General features: G+C 73.2%; 22 protein-coding genes. 13 read left to right on the forward strand and 9 right to left on the reverse strand.

The genetic code is table 11. The features are described from left to right. Positions 1–14: 14 nt before the first annotated feature. From QHG49_RS31625 to QHG49_RS31640, 4 genes are all read left to right on the forward strand, one after another. Positions 15–1,580 carry an NAD(P)/FAD-dependent oxidoreductase gene (locus QHG49_RS31625; protein WP_301492226.1) on the forward strand — a complete coding sequence of 522 codons (1,566 nt, stop codon included), beginning with the start codon at positions 15–17 and terminating at the stop codon, positions 1,578–1,580. A 67-nt stretch (positions 1,581–1,647) separates the two neighbouring features. Continuing rightward, complete coding sequence (locus tag QHG49_RS31630) at positions 1,648–2,760, forward strand: nitronate monooxygenase (protein WP_301492228.1); 1,113 nt, start codon at positions 1,648–1,650, stop codon at positions 2,758–2,760. Then, a complete protein-coding gene (locus QHG49_RS31635) occupies positions 2,757–4,316 on the forward strand; it encodes an acyl-CoA synthetase (RefSeq protein ID WP_159698652.1) in 1,560 nt (519 codons plus the stop codon). The genes QHG49_RS31630 and QHG49_RS31635 overlap by 4 nt, the downstream gene beginning before the upstream one ends. A 94-nt stretch (positions 4,317–4,410) precedes the next feature. Next, positions 4,411–5,937: a fatty acyl-CoA synthetase gene (locus tag QHG49_RS31640; protein ID WP_301492229.1), complete on the forward strand. Its 1,527-nt coding sequence runs from the start codon at positions 4,411–4,413 to the stop codon at positions 5,935–5,937. A 43-nt stretch (positions 5,938–5,980) separates the two neighbouring features. On the opposite strand, the gene paaK is transcribed toward QHG49_RS31640, so the two are convergent. Further along, the gene (paaK, locus tag QHG49_RS31645) at positions 5,981–7,291 is read right to left on the reverse strand and encodes a phenylacetate--CoA ligase PaaK (protein WP_301492230.1); all 1,311 of its coding nucleotides are present in this window, start codon (positions 7,289–7,291) and stop codon (positions 5,981–5,983) included. A gap of 214 nt (positions 7,292–7,505) precedes the next feature. Here paaK and QHG49_RS31650 point away from each other — a divergent pair, with 214 nt between their 5' ends. Beyond that, positions 7,506–8,432 carry an alpha/beta fold hydrolase gene (locus QHG49_RS31650; protein WP_301492232.1) on the forward strand — a complete coding sequence of 309 codons (927 nt, stop codon included), beginning with the start codon at positions 7,506–7,508 and terminating at the stop codon, positions 8,430–8,432. Here the strand turns inward: QHG49_RS31650 and QHG49_RS31655 are convergent. After that, on the reverse strand, positions 8,414–10,036 hold the full coding sequence (locus QHG49_RS31655) for an acyl-CoA synthetase (RefSeq protein ID WP_301492233.1): 1,623 nt from the start codon (positions 10,034–10,036) through the stop codon (positions 8,414–8,416). The genes QHG49_RS31650 and QHG49_RS31655 overlap by 19 nt on opposite strands. A 168-nt stretch (positions 10,037–10,204) precedes the next feature. Here QHG49_RS31655 and QHG49_RS31660 point away from each other — a divergent pair, with 168 nt between their 5' ends. From QHG49_RS31660 to QHG49_RS31670, 3 genes are read left to right on the forward strand one after another with little or no spacing between them, the layout of a single operon-like run. Further along, positions 10,205–11,005: a crotonase/enoyl-CoA hydratase family protein gene (locus tag QHG49_RS31660; RefSeq protein WP_301492236.1), complete on the forward strand. Its 801-nt coding sequence runs from the start codon at positions 10,205–10,207 to the stop codon at positions 11,003–11,005. Between the two features lie 58 nt (positions 11,006–11,063). Next, positions 11,064–12,005 (forward strand): Zn-ribbon domain-containing OB-fold protein, encoded by a 942-nt coding sequence (locus tag QHG49_RS31665; protein ID WP_301492237.1) that lies wholly within the window; start codon positions 11,064–11,066, stop codon positions 12,003–12,005. After that, entirely contained in the window at positions 12,002–13,051 is a 1,050-nt protein-coding gene (locus QHG49_RS31670; RefSeq protein WP_159698633.1) for a thiolase domain-containing protein, read from the forward strand. Before QHG49_RS31665 ends, QHG49_RS31670 begins: the two co-directional genes overlap by 4 nt. A gap of 222 nt (positions 13,052–13,273) precedes the next feature. On the opposite strand, the gene QHG49_RS31675 is transcribed toward QHG49_RS31670, so the two are convergent. Next, positions 13,274–14,626: a VWA domain-containing protein gene (locus tag QHG49_RS31675; protein ID WP_301492238.1), complete on the reverse strand. Its 1,353-nt coding sequence runs from the start codon at positions 14,624–14,626 to the stop codon at positions 13,274–13,276. Beyond that, entirely contained in the window at positions 14,623–15,480 is an 858-nt protein-coding gene (locus tag QHG49_RS31680) for a MoxR family ATPase (RefSeq protein WP_159707192.1), read from the reverse strand. Before QHG49_RS31680 ends, QHG49_RS31675 begins: the two co-directional genes overlap by 4 nt. Before the next feature lie 301 nt (positions 15,481–15,781). Between QHG49_RS31680 and QHG49_RS31685 the strand changes: the two genes are divergently transcribed. From QHG49_RS31685 to QHG49_RS31695, 3 genes are read left to right on the forward strand one after another with little or no spacing between them, the layout of a single operon-like run. Beyond that, the gene (locus tag QHG49_RS31685; RefSeq protein WP_145484434.1) at positions 15,782–16,462 is read left to right on the forward strand and encodes an ABC transporter permease; all 681 of its coding nucleotides are present in this window, start codon (positions 15,782–15,784) and stop codon (positions 16,460–16,462) included. After that, positions 16,459–17,130, forward strand: coding sequence for an ABC transporter permease (locus QHG49_RS31690; RefSeq protein ID WP_159707194.1), 672 nt, complete (start codon positions 16,459–16,461; stop codon positions 17,128–17,130). The genes QHG49_RS31685 and QHG49_RS31690 overlap by 4 nt, the downstream gene beginning before the upstream one ends. Further along, positions 17,127–18,062, forward strand: coding sequence for an ABC transporter substrate-binding protein (locus QHG49_RS31695; protein WP_301492239.1), 936 nt, complete (start codon positions 17,127–17,129; stop codon positions 18,060–18,062). Before QHG49_RS31690 ends, QHG49_RS31695 begins: the two co-directional genes overlap by 4 nt. A 28-nt stretch (positions 18,063–18,090) precedes the next feature. Here the strand turns inward: QHG49_RS31695 and QHG49_RS31700 are convergent, their stop codons facing one another. The 4 genes from QHG49_RS31700 to QHG49_RS31715 all read right to left on the reverse strand — a co-directional run bounded on the left by QHG49_RS31700 (position 18,091) and on the right by QHG49_RS31715 (position 22,189). Next, entirely contained in the window at positions 18,091–19,245 is a 1,155-nt protein-coding gene (locus tag QHG49_RS31700) for an ABC transporter ATP-binding protein (RefSeq protein WP_159707198.1), read from the reverse strand. A gap of 75 nt (positions 19,246–19,320) precedes the next feature. After that, positions 19,321–19,965, reverse strand: a complete 645-nt coding sequence (locus QHG49_RS31705; RefSeq protein WP_301492242.1) for an LUD domain-containing protein — start codon at positions 19,963–19,965, stop codon at positions 19,321–19,323. After that, positions 19,962–21,437 carry a LutB/LldF family L-lactate oxidation iron-sulfur protein gene (locus QHG49_RS31710; RefSeq protein ID WP_301492243.1) on the reverse strand — a complete coding sequence of 492 codons (1,476 nt, stop codon included), beginning with the start codon at positions 21,435–21,437 and terminating at the stop codon, positions 19,962–19,964. The genes QHG49_RS31705 and QHG49_RS31710 overlap by 4 nt, the downstream gene beginning before the upstream one ends. Next, the gene (locus tag QHG49_RS31715; RefSeq protein ID WP_159707204.1) at positions 21,434–22,189 is read right to left on the reverse strand and encodes a (Fe-S)-binding protein; all 756 of its coding nucleotides are present in this window, start codon (positions 22,187–22,189) and stop codon (positions 21,434–21,436) included. The genes QHG49_RS31710 and QHG49_RS31715 overlap by 4 nt, the downstream gene beginning before the upstream one ends. 243 nt (positions 22,190–22,432) lie before the next feature. On the opposite strand from QHG49_RS31715, the gene QHG49_RS31720 reads away from it, so the two are divergent. Then, positions 22,433–23,734: an alpha/beta fold hydrolase gene (locus QHG49_RS31720; RefSeq protein ID WP_301492245.1), complete on the forward strand. Its 1,302-nt coding sequence runs from the start codon at positions 22,433–22,435 to the stop codon at positions 23,732–23,734. Positions 23,735–23,789: 55 nt separating this feature from the next. Here the strand turns inward: QHG49_RS31720 and QHG49_RS31725 are convergent, their stop codons facing one another. Continuing rightward, complete coding sequence (locus tag QHG49_RS31725) at positions 23,790–24,944, reverse strand: glutathione-independent formaldehyde dehydrogenase (RefSeq protein ID WP_159708813.1); 1,155 nt, start codon at positions 24,942–24,944, stop codon at positions 23,790–23,792. A gap of 207 nt (positions 24,945–25,151) precedes the next feature. On the opposite strand from QHG49_RS31725, the gene QHG49_RS31730 reads away from it, so the two are divergent. Next, positions 25,152–26,000, forward strand: coding sequence for a pentapeptide repeat-containing protein (locus tag QHG49_RS31730; protein WP_159707208.1), 849 nt, complete (start codon positions 25,152–25,154; stop codon positions 25,998–26,000). The last annotated feature ends 196 nt before the right edge of the window (positions 26,001–26,196 follow it).

Consider the following 26,196-nt stretch of genomic DNA (forward strand, 5'->3'; position numbering starts at 1 on the left):
TGTTACGAAGGACCATGCCCGTGAACCAGGGAACCCGCGCGTACGACGCCGTCATCGTCGGGGCCGGCCACAACGGTCTGGTCGCCGCCGCCTATCTGGCCCGGGCCGGGCGCTCCGTGCTGGTGCTGGAACGGCTCGGACACACCGGTGGGGCCGCCGTGTCCAGCCGGCCGTTCGCCGGGGTGGAGGCGAGGCTGTCGCGCTACTCCTACCTGGTCAGCCTGCTGCCGCAGAAGATCGTCGCCGATCTCGGCCTCGACTTCCGGGTGCGCTCACGCACCATCTCCTCGTACACCCCCGTGGAACGCGCGGGCCGCCCCACCGGCCTCCTCGTCGGCGGCGGCGAGGCCCGCACCCGGGACGCCTTCGCCCGGCTGACCGGCGGCGAGCGCGAGTACGCCGCCTGGCAGCGCTTCTACGGCATGACCGGCCGTGTCGCCGAGCGCGTCTTCCCGACCCTCACCGAGCCGCTGCCCACCCGGGACGAACTGCGCCGCCGTATCGACGACGAGAGCGCCTGGCGGACCCTGTTCGAGGAGCCGGTCGGTGCCGCCGTCGAGAAGCACTTCGAGGACGACCTGGTCCGGGGCGTGGTCCTCACCGACGCCCTGATCGGCACCTTCGCCGACGCCCACGACCCCTCGCTGGCCCAGAACCGCTGCTTCCTCTACCACGTCATCGGCGGCGGCACCGGCGCCTGGGACGTGCCCGTGGGCGGCATGGGCGCCCTCACCGACGCCCTCGCGGCGGCGGCCCGTTCGGCGGGCGCGGAGATCGTCACCGGGCACGAGGCGGTCCGTGTCACCGGCGACGGGAGCGGCGCCGAGGTCACCTACCGCACCGCCGACGGCGAGGGCGTCGCCGCCGCCCGGCACGTCCTCGTCAACGCCTCGCCGCAGGAGCTGGCCGCCCTCACCGGGGACACACCCCCCGAGCCCGCCGAGGGCGCCCAGCTCAAGGTCAACATGCTGCTCACCCGGCTGCCGAAGCTCCGCGACCCCGACGCCGACCCCCGCGAGGCGTTCGCCGGCACCTTCCACATCGCCGAGGGCTACGGCCAGTTGGCCACCGCCCACGCCGAGGCCGCCGCCGGCCGGCTGCCCGCCGCGCCGCCCTCCGAGATCTACTGCCACTCCCTGACCGACCCCACCGTCCTCGGCCCCGAACTCGCCGGGCGCGGCTACCAGACCCTCACCCTCTTCGGCCTGCACACCCCGGCCCGCCTCTTCGACCGGGACAACGACGGCGTCCGCGCGGAACTGCTGGACGCCACCCTCGCCGAGCTGGACGCCCACCTCGCCGAACCCCTCGCCGACTGCCTGGCCACCGACGCCGACGGCCGCCCCTGCATCGAGGCGAAGACCCCGCTCGACCTCGAACGGGACCTGCGGCTGCCCGGCGGCAACATCTTCCACCGCGCCCTGTCCTGGCCCTACTCCGAGGAGAGCACCGGCCGTTGGGGCGTGGAGACCCCGCACCCGCGCGTCCTGCTGTGCGGGGCGGGAGCCGTGCGCGGGGGAGGAGTGAGCGGCGTACCCGGGCACAACGCGGCCATGGCGGTGCTCGAACAGGACCGCTGACGACAGAAACTGACGGCACGTCAGAAAAGGTCTTCCGTCATGCGGGCCGGTGCGGCATCCTGCGCCCATGCAGACGGAGCTGAGCGACCAACTGGGCATCGAGCACGCCGTCTTCGGCTTCACGCCGTTCCCCGCCGTCGCCGCGGCCATCAGCCGCGCCGGCGGCCTCGGCGTGCTCGGCGCCGTCCGCTACACCGCCCCCGACGACCTCGGACGCGACCTCGACTGGCTCGACGCGCACACCGACGGCCGCCCCTACGGCCTGGACGTCGTCATGCCCGCCCGCAAGGTGGAGGGCGTCACCGAGGCCGACGTCGAGGCGATGATCCCCGAGGAGCACCGCCGGTTCGTGCGCGACACCCTCGCCGCGCACCAGGTCCCCGGACTGCCCGAGGGCGAGACGGCCGGCTGGCGGATCACCGGCTGGATGGAACAGGTCGCCCGCGCCCAGCTGGACGTCGCCTTCGACCACCCGATCCGGCTGCTCGCCAACGCGCTCGGCGCACCGCCCGCCGACGTCGTCGCCCGCGCCCATGAGCGGGGCGTGCCCGTCGCCGCGCTCGCGGGCAGCGCCCGGCACGCCCGCAAGCACCGGGACGCGGGCATCGACCTCGTGGTGGCCCAGGGCTACGAGGCGGGCGGGCACACCGGGGAGATCGCCACCATGGTGCTCACCCCGGAGGTCGTGGAGGCCGTCGCCCCGCTGCCCGTGCTGGCCGCCGGCGGCATCGGCAGCGGGGCGCAGATCGCCGCCGCCCTCGCCCTCGGCGCCCAGGGCGTCTGGCTCGGCTCGCTCTGGCTGACCACCACCGAGGCCGAGCTGCACTCGCCCGCCCTGACCCGCAAGCTGCTCGCCGCCGGGTCCGGGGACACCGTCCGCTCCCGCGCCCTGACCGGAAAGCCCGCCCGCCAGCTGCGCACCGCCTGGACCGACGCCTGGGACGACCCGGCGGGACCCGGCCCGCTGCCCATGCCGCTCCAGGGACTGCTGGTCGCCGAGGCGGTCTCCCGCATCCAGCGGCACGAGGTGGAACCCCTGCTGGGCACGCCCGTCGGGCAGATCGTCGGCCGGATGACCAGTGAACGTGCCGTCCAGGCCGTCCTGGACGACCTCACCCGCGGCTTCGAGCGGGCCGTGGACCGGATCAACCGCATCGCGCGAAGGAGCGGCACATCATGAGCGCACCGGTGACGCCCCCGATCGGCTTCTGGGCCCAGGCCGCCCAGGATCCCGGCCGCACCGTCCTGATCGCCCCCGACGGCGCGCAGTGGAGCGCCGGACGCCTCGCCGCCGCCGCCGACAAACTGGTCCACGGGCTGCGCGCGGCGGGCCTGGAACGCGGCGACGCCTTCGCCGTCGTCCTCCCCAACGGCGTCGAGTTCCTCACCGCCTACCTCGCCGCCACCCAGGCCGGCTTGTACCTCGTCCCGGTCAACCACCATCTGGTCGGCCCCGAGATCGCCTGGATCGTCGCCGACTCCGGCGCCAAGGTGCTCATCGCGCACGAGCGATACGCCGACCCCGCCCGCGCCGCCGCCGACGAGGCCGGCCTTCCGCAGGAGGCACGGTACGCGGTCGGCACCGCTCCGGGCTTTTGGCCGTACGCGCAACTCCTCGACGGACAACCGGAGTCGGCGCCCACCGGACGCGAACTCGGCTGGGTCATGAACTACACCTCCGGTACGACCGGACGCCCGCGCGGCATCCGCCGCCCGCTGCCCGGCAAGCCCCCCGAGGAGGCGTACCTGGGCGGCTTCCTCGGCATCTTCGGCATCACGCCGTACGACGGCAATGTGCACCTCGTCTGCTCGCCGCTCTACCACACGGCCGTCCTCCAGTTCGCGGGCGCCTCCCTGCACATCGGCCACCAGCTGGTGGTGATGGACGGGTGGACCCCCGAGGAGATGCTGCGCCTGATCGACACCCACCGGTGCACCCACACCCATATGGTCCCGACCCAGTTCCACCGGCTGCTGGCCCTCCCCGAGGAGACCAGGGCCCGCTACGACGTCTCCAGCATGCGGCACGCCGTCCACGGCGCCGCGCCCTGCCCGGAGCACGTCAAGCGGGCCATGATCGACTGGTGGGGGACGTGCGTGGAGGAGTACTACGCGGCCAGCGAGGGCGGCGGCGCCTTCGCCACCGCCGAGGACTGGCTGAAGAAGCCCGGCACGGTCGGCAGGGCCTGGCCGATCAGCGAACTCGCGGTCCTCGACGACGACGGCAACCGGCTGCCGCCCGGCCGGCTGGGCACCGTCTACATGAAGATGAACACCGGCGGCTTCGCCTACCACAAGGACGCGGACAAGACCCGCAAGAACCGCGTCGGCGACTTCTTCACCGTCGGCGATCTCGGCTACCTGGACGAGGACGGCTGCCTGTTCCTCCGCGACCGCAAGATCGACATGATCATCTCCGGCGGGGTCAACATCTACCCGGCCGAGATCGAGTCCGTGCTGCTCGCCCACCCCGCCGTCGCCGACGCCGCCGCCTTCGGGATCCCGCACGACGACTGGGGCGAGGAGGTCAAGGCCGTCGTGGAACCGGCCCCCGGGCACGAGCCCGGGCCGGAGCTGGCCGCGGCGATCCTCGGCCACTGCGCGGACCGGCTCGCCGGGTTCAAGCGGCCCCGCAGCGTCGACTTCGTCGCCGAACTGCCCCGCGACCCCAACGGCAAGCTCTACAAACGACGGCTGCGCGACCCCTACTGGCAGGGACGCACCCGGCCGGTCTGATCCGGTGCCGTCCAGGCCAGGGCGCGGTACGGGTGGAATCCGGTCCTGTCGCAGTCCTTGACCCCCCGGTCCCGCCGCCGCAAGATCTGCGGTCATGAGCAAGGCACAGGGCGGCACGGCCGGCGGCGGACAGGGCGGCAGCACGGTCGACGCGATGCTGCGGCGCAGCGCCCGCCGCACCCCCGCGCGGATCGCGGTCGAATACGGCGAGCGCGCCTGGACGTACGGCGAACTGGACGACGCGGTCTCCCGCGCCGCCGCCCTGCTGCTCGCCGAGGGCCTCGCCCCCGGCGACCGGGTCGGCGCCTACGGCCACAACTCGGACGCCTACCTGATCGCCTTCCTCGGCTGCGCCCGCGCGGGCCTGGTCCACGTCCCGGTCAACGACCACCTCACCGGCGACGACCTGGCCTATCTCGTCGGGCAGTCCGGCAGCACCCTGGTGCTCACCGACCCCGGCCTCGCGGACCGGCTCCCGGACGGGGTGCGGTCGCTGCCGCTGCGGGACACCGGGGACTCGCTCCTGGCGCGGCTCGCGGACACGGCGCCGTACGACGGCCCGGGACCGCGCGCCGAGGACCTGGCGCAACTGCTCTACACGTCCGGTACGACCGCGCTGCCCAAGGGCGCGATGATGACCCACCGGGCCCTGGTGCACGCGTACGTGAGCGCGATCACGGCCCTGGACCTGCGCGCGGACGACCGCCCCGCGCACGCGCTGCCGCTCTACCACTCGGCGCAGCTGCACGTCTTCCTGCTGCCCTACCTCGCGGTCGGCGCCACCAGCCTCATCCTGGACGCGCCCGACGGGGACCTGCTGTTCGACCTGATCGAGGCGGGCCGCGTGGACAGCGTGTTCGCGCCGCCCACCGTGTGGATCGCCCTGGCGAACCGGCCCGACTTCGCCGGCCGCGGCCTCGACGGACTCCGCAAGGCGTACTACGGCGCCTCCGTCATGCCCGTGCCCGTCCTGGAGCGGCTGCGCGCCCGGCTGCCGCACCTCGCCCTCTACAACTGCTTCGGGCAGAGCGAGATCGGCCCCCTCGCCACGGTCCTCGGACCGGCCGAGCACGAGGAGCGGCCGGCGTCCTGCGGGCGGCCCGTGCTGTTCGTGGAGGCCCGGGTCGTGGACACGGAGGGCCGGGAGGTGCCCGACGGCACGACCGGCGAGATCGTCTACCGCTCGCCCCAGCTGTGCGAGGGCTACTGGGACAAGCCCGAGGAGAGCGCGGAGGCGTTCCGCGACGGCTGGTTCCACTCCGGCGACCTCGCGGTCCGGGACGCCGAGGGCTGCCTCACGATCGTGGACCGGGTGAAGGACGTCATCAACTCCGGTGGTGTGCTGGTCGCTTCCCGGCAGGTCGAGGACGCCCTCTACACCCATGAGGCGGTCGCCGAGGCCGCCGTGGTCGGCCTGCCCGACACCCGCTGGATCGAGGCCGTCACGGCGATCGTCGTACGCCGCGGCGAGGTGACCGAGGAGCAACTCGTCGCGCACGTACGGGAGAAGCTGCCGTCCTTCAAGGCGCCCAAGCGGGTGCTGTTCGTGGACGCGCTGCCGCGCAACGCCAGCGGGAAGATCCTCAAGCGCGCACTGCGGGACCGCTTCACGCGGGGGTGAGGGCGTCGCCCGCGGTCCGCCGGGCATTCATCCGGCGAGCCGCTCAGCCCCGGCCGGTGTCGCGCGGCCGCAGGTCCACGATCCGGCGGATCTTGCCGACCGAGCGCTCCAGCGACTCCGGCTCCACGATCTCCACGTCCACCGACACCCCGATGCCGTTCTTCACCGCGGTCACGATGGACCGGGCCGCCGCCTCCCGCGCCTGAGGGGTGGCACCGGCGCGCGCCTCGGCCCGCACGGTGAGCGAGTCCATCCGGCCCTCGCGGGTCAGCCGCAGCTGGAAGTGCGGGGCCACGCCCGGCGTGCGCAGCACGATCTCCTCGATCTGCGTGGGGAACAGGTTCACCCCGCGCAGGATCACCAGATCGTCGCTGCGCCCGGAGATCTTCTCCATCCGCCGGAACACCCGCGCCGTGCCGGGCAGCAGCCGGGTCAGATCCCGGGTCCGGTACCGGACGATCGGCATGGCCTCCTTGGTCAGCGAGGTGAACACCAGCTCGCCCCGCTCGCCCTCCGGCAGCACCTCACCGGTGACGGGATCGATCACCTCCGGATAGAAGTGGTCCTCCCACACGGTCAGACCGTCCTTCGTCTCCACGCACTCCTGCGCCACCCCGGGACCGACCACCTCCGACAGCCCGTAGATGTCCACCGCGTCGATCGCGAACCGCTCCTCGATCTCCCGCCGCATCTGCTCGGTCCACGGCTCGGCCCCGAAGATCCCGACCCGCAGCGAGGTCGTACGAGGGTCCACGCCCTGCCGCTCGAACTCGTCCAGCAGCGTCAGCATGTACGAGGGCGTCACCATGATCACGGCTGGTTCCAGGTCCTGGATCAGCTGGACCTGCCGCGCCGTCATGCCCCCGGACGCGGGGACGACCGTACAGCCGAGCCGCTCCGCGCCGTAGTGGGCGCCGAGGCCGCCGGTGAACAGCCCGTACCCGTACGCCACGTGCACCACGTCACCGGGGCGCCCGCCCGCCGCCCGGATGGAGCGCGCGACCATGTCGGACCACATGGACAGGTCGTTCTCGGTGTAGCCGACCACCGTCGGGCGGCCGGTGGTGCCGCTGGAGGCGTGCAGCCGGCGGATCCGCTCCCTGGGCACCGCGAACATCCCGAACGGGTAGTTCTCCCGCAGGTCCGCCTTGGTGGTGAAGGGGAAACGGGCGAGATCCGCCGGCGAACGGCAGTCCTCGGGGTGTATCCCCGCCTTGTCGAAGGACTCCCGGTAGAACGGCACCCGCTCATAGGCGTGCCGCAGCGAGGCGCGCAGCCGCTCCAGCTGAAGCGCCCGCAGTTCCTCGGGGCCGAGCCGTTCGCCCGCGTCCAGCAGGTCCCGCGCGTCCGCCATCGGCACGTCTCCTCACCCAGACATTCCGGACGACCGATCATTCGGTCGAACTGTTCGGAGCCAGTAATTCAGGCCAAGGGGGTTTTGGACAAGAGGGCTGCGGAGATTTGTCGTGCCGCCTGCGCGAACGCCGTGCGGCCGGGCGCGCCGGGCCCCGTCTCCAGGCGTGTCCTGCCGTCCGAGCCGAATATTTCAAGATTGATAGGCTCTGGACATGACCGACTCCTCGAACGGCCGGAACCCGGTCCCCGGGTTGCCGCTGCACGATCTCGCGGGCTTCACACACCGGTGGGTCGAGGGGGACGGTGTCCGGCTGCACGCCGTGGAAGGCGGCCGGTCAAAAGGCCCCACCGTCGTCCTGCTCGCCGGATTCCCGCAGACCTGGTGGGCCTGGCGGAAGGTGATGCCCGCCCTCGCCGAGCGCTTCCACGTGATCGCGGTCGACCTCCCCGGACAGGGCCACTCCGAGCGCCCGCACGGCAGTTATGACACGCACACCGTCGCCTCGCACGTCCAGGCGGCGCTGACCGCGCTCGACGTGCCGAAGTACTGGCTCGTCGCCCACGACATCGGGGCCTGGGTCGCCTTCTCGCTGGCCCTGAAGTACGAGGACCGCCTGCACGGCGTCGCCCTGCTCGACGCCGGCATTCCCGGCATCACCCTCCCGGAATCCGTCCCGCTGGAACCCGAACAGGCCAAAAAGACCTGGCACTTCGCGTTCCACCTGGTACCCGAGCTGCCCGAGACGCTCCTCACCGGTCGCGAGCGTGACTACGTGCACTGGTTCCTGACGGCCAAGACGCTGTCCCCGGACACGTTCGACGGCGCCGAGGTCGACCAGTACGCCGCCTCCATCGCGGCCGAGGGCGGGCTCCGTGCCTCTCTCGCCTACTACCGTGACGCCCCGAGATCGGCGCGCGAGAACCGCGACGCTCTCGAACGCGGGCGTCTGACCGTCCCGGTCCTGGGAATCTCCAGCTCCCACGGCTCGATCCCGGACATCGCCGCCTCCATCGGCCCCTGGGCGGAGCACACGACCGGTGTCGTCGTCCCGGAGGCCGGCCACTTCATTCCCGACGAGCAGCCCGGCGCGGTCGTGGACGCGCTGACCGCGTTCATCGATCACGAGCGCGATGGGTAGTCGGCCACCGCCACCTCCCGCGCCCACCGGTAGTCCGCCTTGCCGCTCGGGGAGCGGTGGACGGTGTCGGCGAGGACGAGCTGGCGGGGGATCTTGTAGCCGGCCAGCCGGGTACGGCAGTGGGCCCGCAGCTCGGACAGGGAGAGCCGGGGCGCGCCCGCGCGGAGCTGCACCACGGCCGCCACATGGTTGCCCCAGACGGCGTCCGGCACCCCGGCGACCAGGGCGTCGTACACGTCCGGATGCGCCTTGAGGGCCTGTTCGACCTCCTCGGGGTAGACCTTCTCGCCGCCGGTGTTGATGCACTGGGAGCCCCGGCCCAGCACGGTGAGGACCCCGTCCGCGTCGACGGTGGCCATGTCGCCGAGCAGCACCCACCGCACCCCGTCCCGTTCGAAGAAGGTCTCGGCGGTCTTTGACGGGTCGTTGTAGTAGCCGAGCGGGACGTGCCCGCACTGCGCGATGCGGCCGACCGCGCCTGGGGCGACCGGCTCATGGGTCGCCGGATCGACCACGCGGGTACGGGAGTTGACCCGCAGCCTGAAGCCCCGCTCGGGCCCGGAGTCCTCCGTCGCCGTGCCGTTGAACCCGGACTCGGAGGAGCCGAAGTTGTTCAGCAGCACGGCGTTCGGGACGAGTTCGGCGAACTGCCGGCGCACCGTCTCCGACATGATCGCGCCGGACGAGGAGACGCTGAACAGCGCCGAGCAATCCGTGCCTTTCATGGGCCCGTTGAGCGCGTCGATCAGCGGGCGCAGCATCGCGTCGCCGACCAGGGACATGCTGGTGACCCTCTCCCGCTCGACCGTGCGCAGCACCTCCTCGGGCACGAACCTGCGGTGCAGCACGACGCGTTGGCCGAAGTTGAAGCCGATGAAGGCGGTGAGCGTCGAGGTGCCGTGCATCAGCGGGGGAGTGGGGAAGAAGGTGATGCCACCGCCGCCCGCGGCGACCCGCTCGGCCAGCTCCACGGGCGCCTGCACCGGCTCACCCGTCGGCGCACCCCCGCCGAGCCCCGCGAAGAACAGGTCCTCCTGACGCCACATCACCCCCTTCGGCATACCGGTCGTGCCACCGGTGTAGATGATGAACTGGTCGTCCCCGGAACGGGTCTGGAAGCCGCGCTCCGGCGAACCCGACGCCTCGGCGTGCGCGAAGTGCGCCGCCATGCCGATCCCCGCCGGGCCCGGCCCCACCCGCAGCAGCCGCCGCAGCCCCGGCGCGCGCGGCACCGCCGCGCCCACCCGGTCCTCGAACTCCGCGTCGTAGACCAGCGCCACCAGATCCGCGTCCCGGTAGAGGTACACCAACTCCTCTTCGACATACCGGTAGTTGACGTTCACCGGGACGATCCGCGCCTTCAGGCAGGCCAGTACCGTCTGCACGTACTCGACGCCGTTGTACAGATGCAGGCCCAGATGCTCCCCGGGGCGGATCCCGCTGCCGAGAAGGTGATGGGCGAGGCGGTTGGCCGCCGCGTCCAGCTCGGCGTACGTCAGCCGGCGCTCCGCCCCCGTGCCGGGACGGTCGAGACACACGAGCGCCTCGCGGTCCGGCACCGCGTCGACCACCGACTCGAACAGGTCGGCAAGGTTGTACTCCACCGCTCCTCCTGACCCCGTCGGTCCGTCCGGCCATCAGCACAGCAAAGCCCGCCGCAACTGGGAAGGCCCCGGAACAAAAGAAACTGACTGGGCGTCAGAAAACTCTTGAAGTGCCCGGCCGTCTCCTGCAACCTGTTCTCGTTCTCACCGAACCGAGGGGAGAGGCCCATGGGCGGGACGGAACACCTCACCGTGCGACGCGAGGGCGCCACCCTGGTGCTCACGCTCGACCGGCCCGAAGCCAGGAACGCGCTGTCGCTGCCGATGCTCGTCGGCCTCTACGACGGCTGGCTGGCAGCCGACGCGGACGACAGCGTCCGCTCCATCGTGCTCACCGGGTCCGGCGGCTGCTTCTGCTCCGGCATGGACCTGAAGGCGCTGGCCGGTGACGGCATGCGCGGCCAGGCGCACCGCGACCGGCTGAAGGACGACCCCGACCTGCACTGGAAGGCGATGCTGCGCCACCACCGCCCCCGCAAGCCGGTGCTCGCCGCCGTCGAGGGGTACTGCGTCGCGGGCGGCACCGAGATCCTCCAGGGCACCGACATCCGGGTCGCGGGCGAGTCCGCCACCTTCGGCCTGTACGAGGTCCGGCGCGGACTCTTCCCGATCGGCGGCTCCACCGTCCGCCTGCCACGCCAGATCCCGCGCACCCACGCCCTGGAGATGCTGCTCACCGGCCGCCCCTACAGCGCCCGGGAGGCCGCGGACATCGGACTGATCGGCCATGTCGTGCCCGACGGCACCGCCCTCGACAAGGCCCTGGAGATCGCCGAGCGGATCAACGCGTGCGGCCCGCTCGCCGTCGAGGCCGTGAAGGCGTCCGTGTACGAGAGTGCCGAGATGAGCGAGACCGACGGCCTCGCCGCCGAACTCGCCCGCGGCCGGCCCATCTTCGCCACCGCCGACGCCAAGGAGGGCGTCCGCGCCTTCGCGGAGAAACGGCCCCCCGACTACCAGCGCGCCTGACCGGCGGAGTCCCGATGCCCGACGTCCTCGAACAACGCGCCTGACCCGAGGAGCCACCATGCCCGACGTCCTCAAAGCGCCCCTCGTCGTCGAATTCCCCTTCACCCGCTCCCTCGGCCCCGTCCAGCGCGCCTTCCTCACCGGCCTGCGCGAACGCGTCCTCCTCGGGGCGCGCACCACGGCCGGACGGGTCCTCGTGCCGCCCGCCGAGTACGACCCCGACACCGCCGAGGAGCTGTACGACCTGGTACCCGTCGCCGCCTCCGGCACGGTCACCACCTGGGCCTGGAACCACGCCCCCCGCCCCGGCCAGCCCCGCGCCACCCCCTTCGCCTGGGTCCTGGTCCGCCTCGACGGCGCCGACACCGCCCTGCTGGGCGCCCTCGACGCCCCCGGCCCCGACGCCGTCCGCACCGGCATGCGGGTACGCGTCCGCTGGGCCGCCGAACGCACCGGCGCCATCACCGACATCGCCTGCTTCGAGCCGTACGACGGCCCCCCGGAGCAACCCGCCCCGTACACCGGCGAGTTCGAGAACCCGGTCACCGGCATCGTCGTCCCCGCCCGGCTCGACTACACCTACACACCCGGCCGCGCCCAGTCCGACCACCTCCACGCGCTGGCCGAGCACAGGATCGTCGGCGAACGCTGCCCCCGCTGCCGCAAGGTCTACGTCCCGCCCCGCGGCGCCTGCCCCGCCTGCGGCGTCGCCACCACCGAACACGTCGAGGTGGGCCCGCGCGGCACCGTCACCACCTTCTGCGTCGTCAACATCAAGGCCCGCAACCTCGACATCGAAGTGCCCTACGTCTACGCGCACATCGCCCTCGACGGCGCCGACCTCGCCCTGCACGCCCGGATCGGCGGCATCCCCTACGACCGGGTGCGCATGGGCCTGCGCGTGGAACCGGTGTGGACCGAGGGCGCCCGGCACCCCGACCACTACCGCCCCACCGGCGAGCCCGACGCCGACTACGACACCTACAAGGAACTGCTGTGAGCGGGCCGATCGCGGTCGTCGCCTTCGCGCAGAGCGACCACCGGCGCACCACGGACGAACTGTCCGAGGTCGAGATGCTGATGCCGGTCCTGCACGAGGTCCTCGCGCGAACCGGCCTGCGGACCGCCGACATCGACTTCACCTGCTCCGGCTCCAGCGACTACCTCGCCGGGCGCGCCTTCTCCTTCACCATGACCCTCGACGGCGTGGGCGCCTGGCCGCCGATCTCCGAGTCCCATGTCGAGATGGACGGCGCCTTCGCCCTGTACGAGGCCTGGTCCAAGCTGCTCACCGGGGACGCCGACACCGCCCTGGTCTACGCGTACGGCAAGTCCTCGCCCGGCTCGCCGCGCGATGTGCTCACCCGGCAGCTCGACCCCTACTACCTCGCCCCGCTGTGGCCCGACTCCGTGGCCCTCGCCGCGCTCCAGGCACAGGCCCTGCTCGACGCCGGGGACACCGACGAACAGGCCCTCGCCGCCATCGGCGCCCGCAGCCGGGCCGCCGCCACCGCCAACCCGCACGCCCAGCTGCGCGGCCCGGTGCCGCGCGGCGATCACGTCGTACGGCCCCTGCGCAGCGGCGACTGCCCGCCCATCGGCGACGGCGCCGCCGCGGTGATCCTCGCCGCCGGCGACCGGGCCCGGCGGCTGTGCGCACGGCCCGCCTGGATCCGGGGCCTGGACCACCGCATCGAGCCCCACTCCCTCGGCGCCCGCGACCTCACCGACTCGCCCTCCGCCCGGCTCGCCGCCGAACGGGCCGGCGCCTTCGAACGGCCCGTGGACACCGCCGAGTTGCACGCCCCCTTCAGCTCCCAGGAGGTGGTCCTGCGCAAGGCGCTGCGCCTCGGCGACGAGGTGTGCGTCAACCCCTCCGGCGGGGCCCTCGCCGCCAACCCCGTCATGGCCGCCGGACTCATCCGCATCGGCGAGGCCGCCGCCCGCATCCACCGGGGCGCCTCCGACCGCGCCCTGGCGCACGCCACCTCCGGCCCCTGTCTCCAGCAGAACCTGGTCGCCGTACTCGAAGGGGATCCCCGATGAGCAAGGAGCCCGTGGCCGTCGTCGGCATCGGCCAGAGCAAGCACGCGGCCGCCCGCCGCGACGTCTCGCTCGCCGGGCTCGTCCGTGAGGCCGCCCGACGCGCCCTGGACGACGCCGAGCTGGACTGGGCCGTCCCGTACGTCACTCCGCGGGTCCCGTACGTCACTCCGCGGGTCCCGTACGTCCCCCCGCCACAGGCCGCCGTCCCCCCCCGCCGCCCCCTCACACCGGCAGCAGCCGCCCCACCAGCTCCCCGAGCTGCCGCGCCGTACGGCACTCGTGCATCTCCACCAGGTCCGCGTACGCCGGCGCCGCCGAGTCCCCGGTGCCCCACTGGCCGGCCGGCTCCGGGTTCAGCCAGTACACCCGCCGGGCCCGCCGGGCGATCTCCCGGACCGCGGGCAGGTTCGGGTCGCTCCGGTTGGTGCGGGCGTCGCCGAGGACGAACACCGTGGTGCGCGGGCCGACCGCGGCGCCGTACCGCTCGGTGAACTCGCCCAGCGCCATGCCGTAGTCGCTGCTGCCGTGCCAGCCGGTGAGCGTGGCCTCCTCGCGGATGCGGGCGCCGAGGCCCTCGGGGTCGGCGCGGCCGTGGCCGAGCAGGCCGGTCACCTCGTCGAGCCGGTTGACGAAGGCGAACACCCGGACCTTGCTGAACTGGTCGTGCAGCGCCTGCACCAGCAGCATCGTGAAGTCGGAGAAGCCCGCCACCGAGCCGGACACATCGCAGAGCAGGACCAGTTCGGGGCGGACCGGACGGCGCCGGCGCAGCACCGGGCGCATCGGGACACCGCCCGTGGACAGCGAGGAGCGCAGGGTGCGGCGCAGGTCGACGGTGCCGCGCGCGGCCCGGCGGCGGCGCGCGGCGAGCCGGGTGGCCAGCTTGCGCGCGAGCGGCTGAACGGCCCTGCGCAGCTCGGCCAGTTGGTCCCTGCCCGCGAACAGGAAGTCGACCCGGTCGGCCGTCGGCCGCACCCCGCGCCGCGCGATCTCGTCCCGGCCGCGCCGCTCGGCCACCCGGCGCCGCGCCTCCGCGCCGACCAGCCGCCGGAACTCCTCGATACGGCGCCGGATCTCGTCGTCCAGCAACCGGTCGGCGAAGTCACCGCCGGCGCCCGCCCCGGCCCGTACATCGGCACGCACCCGCGCCAACAGGGTTCCCGGGCGCAGCCGTTCCAGGGTCTGGTACGCCGACCAGCCGTCCGACCCCGGCGAACTCCCGTATCCGCCGAGCCCGTCGACCGCCTGGGCCGCCAACTGGGCCATCAGAGCACGGTCGTCGGCCGCGAGCGCCTCGGCCAGCCGGTCGCGCAGGCTCTCGCGGTCGGCGGGACCGGCGTCCGGGGCGCCCACCCCGCGCGGGAAGTAGAGGTCGAAGACCGGGTCGAACACGGCGCGTTGGGCCGGACCGTGCAGCAGGGTCGCGGCCAGCCCCTCGCGCAGCAGCTCCCGGTCCGCGAGCCCCAGCGCCTCGGCCGCGCGGGCCGCGTCCACCGTCTCCCCGGTGCCGATCCGCACCCCGTGCGCCCGCAGCGCCCCGACCAGGCCGGTGATCCGCTCGGCGGGGTCCGTCACAGCGCGTCCAGATCGAGCTTGGCCGCGGCCTTCTGGATGTCGTCCTGGTGCTTGAGGATCACCCCGAGACTGTCCCGTACGACCGTCTCGTCCAGCGTGTCCGCGCCCAGCGCCAGCAGCGTGCGCGCCCAGTCGACGGTCTCGGCGACGGACGGCGCCTTGCGCAGGTCCATCGCGCGCAGCGCCCCGACCACCCGGACGACCGACTCCGCCAGCGCCTCGGGGAGGCCCGGCACCTTCAGCCGTACGATCCGCCGCTCCAGCTCCTCCTCCGGGAAGCCGATGTGCAGGAACAGGCAGCGGCGGCGCAGCGCCTCGGACAGCTCCCGGCCCGCGTTGGAGGTGAGCACGACGAACGGGCGGCGGGTCGCGGTGACCGTGCCCAGCTCCGGAACCGTGATCTGGAAGTCGCTGAGCACCTCCAGCAGCAGGCCCTCCATCTCGACATCGGCCTTGTCGGTCTCGTCGATCAGGAGCACCGTCGGCTCGTCGCCGCGGATCGCGGTCAGCAGCGGGCGCGGGAGCAGGAACTCCTCGCTGAAGATGTCGGTGCGGGTCTCGTCCCAGTTCTCGTCCCGGCCCGCGCTGATGCGCAGCAGCTGCTTGGCGTGGTTCCACTCGTACAGGGCCCGGGACTCGTCCACGCCCTCGTAGCACTGGAGCCGCACCAGCCGGGCGTCGGCCACCCGGGCGACGGCCTTGGCCAGCTCGGTCTTGCCGACCCCGGCGGGGCCCTCCACCAGCAGCGGCTTGCCCAACCGGGCCGCGAGGAACACGGTGGTGGCGACCGCGGGCGAGGCGAGATAGCCGGTCTCGGCGAGGCGGGCGGAGACGTCGTCGACGGACGTGAACAACGGGGTCCTCCGGCGGGGTCGGGGAGAGCCGGGCGCGAATGCCGCCCAAGCCCTCCTATCTAAGCGCTTGTTCAGCACCCCTGTCACCCATGGAACCCCGGCCCGCCCGGACCACCTGATCCGCCCGACCCGATCCGCCCGACCCGACCGCCCGCTCCTACGGCCCGCCGCCCGCCCCTTCCCCCATGCGGCCCCCCGTACCGCGCGCCCCTCCCTCATACGGCCCCCGCACCGCGCACCCCCTCCCTCGTACGGCCCCCCACCGCGCGCACCCCGCCCCGCCCGCCGGTGCAATGGACCCGTGACCGCGGCCCCCGACGACTGTCTCGCGCGCAACGAGTGGATCTGCGGCGCCTATCTGAGCAGCCGCCGAGGGATCCTGCTCGACGCGGTCGTCCAGCACCTCCAGCTGACCGCCCTGTCGGTCCTGATCGGCCTGCTCATCGCGGTGCCGCTCGCGGTGCTGGCCCGCCGCTGGGGCTGGGCCGCCGGACCGGTGCTCGCCCTCACCACGATCCTCTACACCATCCCGTCCCTCGCGATGTTCTCCCTGCTCCTGCCCCTGTACGGCCTCTCCGCCACCCTCGTCGTCGCCGGGCTCGTGCTGTACTCGCTCACCCTGCTGGTCCGCAACCTGCTCGCGGGCCTGCGCGCGGTCCCGGAGGAGACCCGGCAGGCGGCGCGGGGCCTCGGCTACGGCCCGATCCGGCTGCTGCTCACCGTCGAACTGCCCCTCGCCCTGCCCGCCGCGATGGCCGGGCTGCGCATCGCCACCGTCTCCGCGGTCTCCCTGGTCACGGTCGGCGCGATCGTCGGCTACGGGGGTCTCGGGAACCTCGTCTACGCGGGCATGAACACCTACTTCAAGGCCCAGGTGCTCACCGCGTCCGTGCTCTGCGTGCTGATCGCGATCGCCGCGGACCTGCTGCTGCTCGGTGTGCAGCGGCTGATCACCCCCTGGACCAGGGCGGCCCGAGCATGAGCACCCTCACCGCCACCTGGGACTGGCTCGCCGACCCCGCGCACTGGTCCGGCGACAACGGTGTGTGGCACCGGCTGCTCCAGCACCTCCTCCTCACCGTCGTCTGCCTCTTCCTGAGCTGTCTGATCGCGCTGCCCGTCGCCCTGGTCCTCGGCCATCTCGGCCGGGGCGGAGCGCTCGCCGTGAACATCTCCAACGTCGGGCGGGCGGTGCCCACCTTCGCCGTGCTGGTCCTGCTGCTGCTCACCCCGGTCGGCAACTGGGGCGAGGGCCCCACCGTCGTCGCCCTGGTGCTGTTCGCGGTGCCGCCGCTGCTCACCAACGCCTACGTCGGGATGCGCGAGGTCGACCGGGGGGTCGTCCAGGCGGCCCGGGGCATGGGCATGACCGGCCGCCAGCTGATGTTTCACGTGGAACTGCCCCTTTCGCTCCCCCTGCTGATGAACGGGGTGCGGATCGCGGCCGTACAACTCGTCGCCACCGCCACCATCGCGGCGCTCGCGGGCGGCGGCGGGCTCGGCCGGATCATCACCGCCGGGTTCAACCTCGCCAGCACGCCCCAGGTGGTCGCGGGCGCCCTGCTGGTCGCCGGGTTCGCGCTCCTCGTGGAGGGCGGCTTCGAGATCGCCGAACGGCTCGGGCCCGCCCGGGCGAGGGGAGGGCGATGAGACGCGTCCTGTGTCTGCTGCTGCTCCTCGCCCTCACCGGCTGCGCCACCGGCCCCTCCCTGGAGAACCGCGGCCGGGTCACCGCGCCGCCCGGGGACAGCCACCACCTCACCATCGGCTCGGCCGGCTTCACCGAGAGCGATCTGCTCGCCCAGCTGTACGCCCAGCTGCTGAACCAGGCCGGGTACAAGACCTCGATCCTCACCGTCTCCAACCGGGAGCTGTACGAACCCGCCCTGGAGTCCGGCCAGATCGACGTCGTGCCCGAGTTCGCCGCCACCTTCGCGGACTGGCTGAACGCCAAGACCCACGGCACCGACGCCCCGCCGGTCGGCTCACCCGACCTCGACGCCACGATGAAGGCCCTGCGCGCGCTCGCCGGCCCCCGCGGCCTCACCGTCCTGCCCCCGGGCCGCGCCGTCGACCAGAACGCCTTCGCGGTGAGCGCCGACTACGCCCGCCTGCACCACCTGAAGACGCTCAGCGATCTCGGCGCCTCCGGCCTGAAGGTACGGCTCGCGGCGGGCGACGAATGCGTGCAACGGCCGTACTGCGCGCCGGGCCTGCGGAAGGAGTACGGCATCGACATCACCGGCGTCGACCCCAAGGGCGTCGGCACCACCCCGGCCAAACGGGCGGTGCAGCAGGGCCGGGACCAGATGGTGCTGACCACCACCACGGACGCCACCCTCGACCAGTTCGGCCTGGTCCTGCTCGCCGACGACCGGCATCTCCAGAACGCCGACTACGTGGTCCCGGTCGTCAACCGCGCCCGCGCGGGCGGCGCCGGGGTCGCCAAGGCCCTCGGCCGGCTGGGCGGCGTCCTCACCACCGTGGACCTGGCCGACCTGAACGAGCAGGTCGACAGCTGGCGCAGGCTTCCCGCCGACGTGGCCCGCTCCTACCTCAAGGACAAGGGCCTGCTGAAGTAGGCCCGCCCGGGTCCGCGCGCACCGGATCTCACGCGTCGGACACCGAGTCGAAGGGCACCTGCCCGCGCGCCACGCCCCGCGCGTCCGCGTCCACCGAGCGGCGCAGCGCCTCGTGCAGCTTCGCCGGGGTCAGCACCCCGAGGAAGCGCGCCCCGTCCAGCACCGCGACCCACCCGGCGTCGTGCTGGAGCATCACCCCGAACGCCTGCTTCAGCGGGGCCCCGACCGGCACCCACGCGGTCATCCGATGGCCGAACTCCCCGACCGTGCCGCCCGCCGCGAGATCCGCCACGCCGACCCAGCCGTGCAGATCGCCCCGCTGGTCCAGCACCACCGCCCAGCGCGCGCCCTGCTCGGCCAGCCGCTCCCGCGCCCGTTCGGCGGGCTCGTCCGGCCGGGCCACCGGCGGCTGCTGGAGATCGTCCGGCTCGATCGCGGTCACCGAGAGCCGCTTCAGCCCCCGGTCCGCGCCCACGAACGAGGCGACGTACGGCGTGGCGGGCGCCCCCAGCACCGCCCCCGGGGTGTCGAACTGTTCGATACGGCCCTGTCCGTACACGGCGATCCGGTCGCCGAGCCGGACGGCCTCCTCGATGTCATGGGTGACCAGCAGCACCGTCTTGCGCACCTCGGCCTGCATCCGCAGGAACTCGTCCTGCAACTGCTCGCGCACCACCGGGTCGACCGCGCCGAACGGCTCGTCCATCAGCAGCACCGGCGGATCCGCCGCCAGCGCCCGTGCCACGCCGACCCGCTGGCGCTGCCCGCCGGACAACTGCTCGGGGTAGCGGGGCCCGTACGTCTTCGGGTCCAGGCCCACCATGTCGAGCAGCTCGGCGGCCCTGGCCCGTGCCTTGGCCCGCTTCCAGCCGAGCAGCGCGGGCACGGTCGCGGTGTTGTCCAGCACGGTGCGGTGCGGGAAGAGGCCCACCTGCTGGATGACGTAACCGATACGGCGGCGCAGCCGCACCGGGTCGACCCCGGAGATGTCCTCGCCGTCCACGGTGATCCGCCCGGAGGTCGGCTCGATCAGCCGGTTCACCATCATCATGGTCGTGGTCTTGCCGCAGCCCGAGGGGCCGACCAGCGTCACCAGCTCGCCCTCCGCCACCTCGAAGGAGAGGTCGTCCACGGCCGTCGTACCGTCCGGGTAGCGCTTGGTGACCTGCTCGAACCGGATCATGTCCTCACGCTAACGGCGCCGCCGGTACGACGCGCGCCGACGCCGGGCGCCGTTCCGGTGGTTCAGTCCGGTGGTTCAGTCGTCCAGCAGGATCACTTCCAGCGTGCGCGGCCCGTGGACGCCCTCCACCCGGTCCAGCTCGATGTCACTGGTGGCCGAGGGGCCGGAGATCCAGGTCAACGGGTGGGTGGGGGCGAGGCGTTCGAGGGCCTGGGGGACCGAGGCCACGACCTGCGCGGGTACCCTGACCACGCAGATGTGGTGGTCGGGGATCAGCGAGATACGGCGGCGGCCCTGGCCGGGGGAGCCGTCGAGGACGAGGGTGCCGGTCTCGGCGATCGCCACGGCGCAGCCGGTCACGACGCTGCCGACCCGGTCCAGGCGCTGCGGGGTGTCCCCCGGCCGGTCCTCGATCCGCTCCAGGTTCGTGGCGGCCAGCCATTGCGGTGGCAGCCCCGGGGGCACCAGCACCTCCCGGGAGCCGCGCGCGGCGAGCAGCCCGGCGATCAGGTCGGGCAGGTCCCGCGCGCCCGTGCGGTGCACGACCGCCCGGTAGTCCGCGAGGTTCTCGGCCAGCAGATCGACCGTCTCCTCGACCGTCCGCTTTCCGTGCTCGCGCAGATAGTCCCGGGCCACGGCCTCCGCGTACGGCCGCTCGTCCGGGGGTACGTCGGCGAGCGCGCGCCGCACCCGGCCCAGGATCCGCTCCCTGCTGTTCACTTGGCGTCCTTTCCGCCGCGCGTGCGCTGCCACCAGTCGCGGAACGGCTCCGGGGGCAGCGTCGGCAGATCCCGCGTGCCGGACCACGCCCGGCCGGGGCCCGGCAGCGTACGGGGGTGCAGCCGGCGGGAGCGGGAGGCGAGCCGCTGGCCGGTGCGCAGGGCGCCCGGGTGCCCGAACGCCCACGCCGCCGCCCGCATCGCGGCGCGCTCGGCCGCGTGCCCCCTGGCCGGGCGCAGCACCACCTTGTTGCCGCGCCGCACCGCCGGGCCGCCCTCGACGACCCGTTCGCGCAGATGCACCAGCACCTCGGGGATGTCGATGGCGACCGGGCACACCTCGTAGCAGGCGCCGCACAGGCTCGACGCGTACGGCAGCGAGGCGTCGATCTCGCTGGCCGTGCCCCGGAGTTGGGGGGTGAGGATGGCGCCGATGGGGCCGGGGTAGACGGAGCCGTAGGCGTGGCCGCCGGCCCGCTCGTAGACGGGGCAGACGTTGAGGCAGGCCGAGCAGCGGATGCAGCGCAGGGCCTGGCGGCCGACCTGGTCGGCGAGGGCGTCGGTGCGGCCGTTGTCGAGCAGCACGAGGTGGAAGGCGCGCGGGCCGTCCTCGTCCGTCGTGCCGGTCCACATCGACGTGTACGGGTTCATCCGCTCGGCGGTGGAGGAGCGGGGCAGGGTCTGGAGGAAGACCTCCAGGTCGCGCCAGGTGGGCACGATCTTCTCGATGCCGACGACCGAGATCAGCGTCTCGGGCAGGGTCAGGCACATCCGCCCGTTGCCCTCGGACTCCACCACGACCAGGGTGCCGGTCTCGGCGACCATGAAGTTGGCGCCGGAGACGCCGACCCTGGCCCGCAGGAACTTCTCCCGCAGATGCAGCCGGGCGGCCTCGGCGAGATCGGCGGGTGTGTCGGTCAGGTCCCCGGGGGCGGGGCGGCCCCAGGCGGCCATCTCGTGCGTGAAGATGTCACGGATCTCGCCGCGGTTGCGGTGGATGGCGGGGACGAGGATGTGCGAGGGGCGGTCCTTGCCCAACTGCACGATCAGCTCGGCGAGATCGGTCTCGTAGGCGCGGATGCCCTCGGCCTCCAGCGCCTCGTTGAGCCCGATCTCCTGGGTGGCCATCGACTTGACCTTGACGACCTCCGACTCGCCGGTCTCCTTGACCAGTTCTGCCACGATCCGGTTGGCCTCGTCGGCGTCGGCGGCCCAGTGGACGGTGCCGCCGGCCGCGGTCACCGACGCCTCCAGCCGCTCAAGGTAGCGGTCGAGATGGCGCAGCGTGTGGTCCTTGATCCGGCGGCCCGCCTCGCGCAGCCCGCCCCAGTCGGCCAGTTCGGCGACCGCGGCGGCGCGTTTGGCGCGGATGGTGTGGGTGGCGTGCCGCAGGTTCCCGCGCAGGGTCGGGTCGTCCACTGCGGCGCGGGCGGCCTCGGGGAAGGCCGGCATGCCGACGAATGTGCTGCTCACAGGGACGGGTCCTCCTCCGTGCCGGCCAGGATCTCCGCGAGGTGGACGGGGCGCATGTCCACCTTGAGACGGCTCATGGTGCCGCCGATGTGCATCAGGCAGGAGTTGTCGGCGGCGCACAGCACGTCGGCGCCGGTCGACTCGGCGTTGCGTACCTTGTCCGTGCCCATCGCGGCCGAGACGGCGGCGTTCTTCACGGCGAAGGTGCCGCCGAACCCGCAGCACTCGTCCGCGCCCGGCAGCTCCACCAGGTCCAGCCCCCGCACGGCCGCCAGCAGTCGGCGCGGCCGGTCGCCGAGGCCCAGGCTGCGCAGGCCGTGGCAGGTGGGGTGGTAGGTGACCGTGTGCGGGTACCAGGCGCCCACGTCGGTCACGCCGAGCACGTCCACGAGGAACTCCGTCAGCTCGTACGTCCTCGGCACCACCGGCGCGACGGTCCGCGCGAGCGAGTCCCCGCGGCCCTCGGCCCGGGCCCGTTCGCCCATCCGGGGATACAGCTCCCGCACCATCGCCCCGCACGACCCGGAGGGCGTCACGATCGCGTCGTACTCCCGGAACACCTCCGCGAACCGCCGCGCCAGCGGCTCCGCCTCGTGCCGGTACCCGGTGTTGTAGTGCGCCTGCCCGCAACACGTCTGCCCCATCGGGAACTCGACCTCGACCCCCAACCTCGTGAGCAGCTTCACCACGGCCTTCCCGGTCTCCGGATAGAGCGTGTCATTGACACACGTCAGGAACAGGGCGACACGCATCGCGGCTCCTCGGCAGGGATCACGGGGCGCGACGCAGCCTAATCGCCACGGGGACAGCGGCGCAGACCGGGGAGCGGGGGCGTGGCGCGCGCGGGCGGCGGCTGCCGAGCACCTCATGAGCGGGCCCGGCCGGTATGCGCGGGCCCGCGCCCGCGTGCCGTGACGGCCCGCCACCCGTCCACCCGGGCCCACCCCCCATGTGCTGAACTTGACCCGTCCGTCCCACCCCTCCCGGGAGACCCGTTGAGCATCAGCTACCGCCAGCCCGGCGTCGTTCTGACCGATCGCCGGTTCACCGTGCCCCTCGACCACGCCGATCCCGGTGGCGAGAGCATCGAGTTGTACGCGCGGGAGGTGGTCGCGGGGGACAAGGCGGGCAAGGAACTGCCCTGGCTGCTGTACCTCCAGGGCGGTCCGGGCTTCGGGGCGAATCGTTTCGTCGGACGGCAGGCGTGGCTCGACCGCGCGCTCGACGATTACCGCGTCCTGCTGCTCGACCAGCGCGGCACCGGCAGTTCCACCCCCGCCACCCGGCAGACCCTCCCGCGGCGCGGCGGACCGGCCGCACAGGCCGACTACCTCGCCCACTTCCGCGCCGACTCCATCGTGCGCGACTGCGAGGCCGTCCGCGCCGAGGTCACCGGCGGCGCCCCCTGGACCGTCCTCGGCCAGAGCTTCGGCGGCTTCTGCACGGTGTCGTACCTCTCGCTCGCCCCCGAGGGCCTGGACACCGCCCTGATCACCGGCGGACTGCCCTCGCTGGACGCCCACGCCGAGGACGTCTACCGCGCCGCCTACCCCCGCATCGAACGCAAGGTCACCGCGCACTACGCCCGGTACCCGCAGGACATCGAGCGGGCCCGCCGCATCGCCGACCACCTGCTCACCCATGACGTGGTCCTGCCGAACGGCTACCGCCTCACCGTCGAGGCGTTCCAGTCCCTCGGCCTGATGCTCGGCAGCGGCGACGGCAGCCACCGCCTGCACCACCTCCTGGCGGACGCGTTCGTCCGCACCCCGGCCGGACCCGAGCTGGCGGACGCCTTCCAGGAGCAGGTCCAGAGCCTGCTGTCGTTCGCGGGCCACCCTCTCTACGCCCTCGTCCACGAGTCGATCTACGGCCAGGACGCCCGCCCCACCGCCTGGGCCGCCGAACGCGTGCGCGCCGAGTTCCCCCGGTTCGACGCCGCGAAGACGCTCGCCGGCGACGAGCCGCTGCTGTTCACCGGCGAGACCATCCACCCCTGGATGTTCGAGACCGACCCCGCCCTGCGCCCGCTGCGCGAGACCGCCGAACTGCTCGCCGCCCGCACCGACTGGACGCCGCTGTACGACCGCGACCGCCTCGCCGCCAACGAGGTCCCGGTCGCCGCGGCCGTCTACCACGACGACATGTACGTCGACGCCGGCCACTCGCTGCGCACGGCCCGCGCCATCCGCGGGCTGCGCACCTGGGTCACCGACGAGTACGAGCACGACGGGCTGCGCAGCGGCGCGCCCCGGGTGCTGGACCGGCTCCTCGCGGTGGTCCGGGACGAGGTGTGACACAGCGGGTCCGGGCACCCTCGGCGGGCGCCCGGACCCCGGGCAGGGCAGGACCTCACGCGGCGAGCGCGTGCCCCGGGTGCAGTACGACCTTGGTGTAGCCCTCGATCCGCTTGTCGAACTTCTCGTACGCCTGCGGTGCCTGGTCCAGCGGCAGTTCATGGGAGACCACGAAACTGGGCCTGGCCCGCTCGGCGATGATCAGATCGCGCAGCTGGCGGTTGTACCGCTTCACATTGCACTGGCCGGTGCCCATCTTCTGGCCCTTCTCGAACATCTTGCCGATCGAGACCAGGAGCTGGCCGTGCTTGGCGTGCTCGTCGGGCCCGCCCGGGTCGGACGGCACATACAGCCCCGGCACGCCCAGCCTGCCGGTCGCCCGCACCGTCTCCACCAGCGCGTTCAGGACGACGGCGGGCTCCTCGTGGCCGGCGTCGTCGTGTGCCTGGGCCTGGTAGCCGACGGCGTCCACGCCCTTGTCCGTGCCCTCCCCGTTCGTCTGCGCCCTGATCTGCTCAGCCGGGTCGCCCTGGGTGAAGTCGATGGGGATGGCCCCGATCTCCTGGGCCTTGGCCAGCCGCTCGGGCACCCGGTCCACCACGAACACCTTGGACGCGCCGCGCAGCATCGCCGAGTAGGCGGCCATCAGGCCCACCGGCCCCGCGCCGTAGACGGCCACGCTCTCACCGGGGGACACCTGGGCCAGCTCACAGCCGTGATAGCCGGTCGGGAAGATGTCGGCGAGCAGTACGAAATCGGTCTCGAACTGTTCGCCCGGCGGCAGCTTCAGACAGTTGAAGTCGGCGAACGGCACCCGCAGATGCTCGGCCTGACCGCCCTCGTACGGGCCCATGGCCACATATCCGTAGGCGCCGCCGGCGAAGCCGGGGTTCACCGTCAGACAGAAACCGGTCTCGCCGGCGAGGCAGTTCTTGCAGAATCCGCAGGCCACGTTGAACGGCATCACGACACGGTCGCCCACGGACAGCGAGGTCACACCGCCGCCGACCTCCTCGATCACCCCGAGGTTCTCGTGCCCGAAGACGATGCCCGGCTCGGCCGCCGTGCGGCCCTCGTACATATGCAGGTCGGAACCGCAGATCGCGGTCGACGTGACGCGTACGAGCACATCGTTGGGGTGCTCGATGCGCGGATCATCGACGTCTCGCACCGCCACGCTGAACGGCTTTTCGTAGACGACGGCTTTCACCTTGGTCACCTCCGCGTGGAACGCTGGACGGCGGCGGCGAGCCAGGACCGGGGGAGCAGGCGCCCACCCGGGCCCCCGGTATGTGCCGGAGCCCCCGTGCGCGCGCTTCACCGCCGGTACTTCCAGGTAACCCCCGCACGCCGGGGGTCGCAACCCCCCACCGGGCGGCCCGGCATTCCGGCTGGTCGACGCCAGTAGGCTGTGCTCATGCCAGATCCGACAGCCGGGCTCGGAGAGCTGCGCGGGGACTGCGGCAGCTGCTTCGGGCTGTGCTGCGTCGCCCTGCCCTTCGCCGCCTCCGCCGACTTCGCGCTCGACAAGCCCGCGGGCAGCCCCTGCCCCAACCTCGCCGCCGACCACCGCTGCGGCATCCACACCCGGCTGCGGGACAAGGGCTTCACCGGCTGCACCGTCTACGACTGCTTCGGCGCCGGCCAGAAGGTCTCGCGGCACACCTTCGACGGGCAGGACTGGCGTACGGCGCCGAAGGACCGGGCGCGCCGGATGTTCGACGTGTTTCCCGTCGTACGACAGCTGCACGAACTGCTCTGGTACCTGACCGAGGCGCTGTCCCTGCCCGCCGCCCGGCCCGTCCACCCCGAGCTGCGAAGGGCCCTCGGCGAGACCGAACGCCTCACCCTGCTGCCCGCCGGGGAACTGGCCGCACTGGACGTCGCCGCGCACCGCGCGGAGATCAACGTCCTCCTGCTGCGCACCAGCGAACTGGTCCGGGCCGGGGCCACCGGCGGCAAGGGCAAGAAGGGCGGCAGGGGCAAGGACCGCCGGGGCGCGGACCTGATGGGCGCCCGGCTCCGGGGCGCCGACCTGCGCGGGGCGACCCTCCGCGGCGCCTACCTCATCGCGGCCGACCTCACCGGCGCGGACCTGCGCGACGCCGACATGATCGGCAGCGACCTGCGCGGCGCCGACCTCTCCGACGCCGATCTGACCGGCGCCTTCTTCCTCACCCAGCCGCAGGTGAACGCCGCGAGGGGGAACGCGGGGACGAAGCTGCCGGGGGCGCTGAACCGGCCGGGGCATTGGGCGGAAGAGTAGCGCCGACGACGGGGGAGTGACCGGGCGCCGGGCGGTCGGGGCGGGCTTCGGCGCCGGGACCGGTGTGGACCGGGTGCCGTCGTGGTCGGGGCGCGGGGTCGCCGTGCGGGTGACGGGCATTCCGCACCGCGCGGTGTCCCCCGGTGTGTGGAGCGCACCCCGGTCACCGCCGACTGCTGCCGGGCGGGCCCCAGCG

Origin of the sequence: Streptomyces sp. WP-1 (assembly GCF_030450125.1) — a bacterium.
In the GTDB taxonomy this organism is placed as follows: Bacteria; Actinomycetota; Actinomycetes; order Streptomycetales; family Streptomycetaceae; genus Streptomyces; species Streptomyces incarnatus.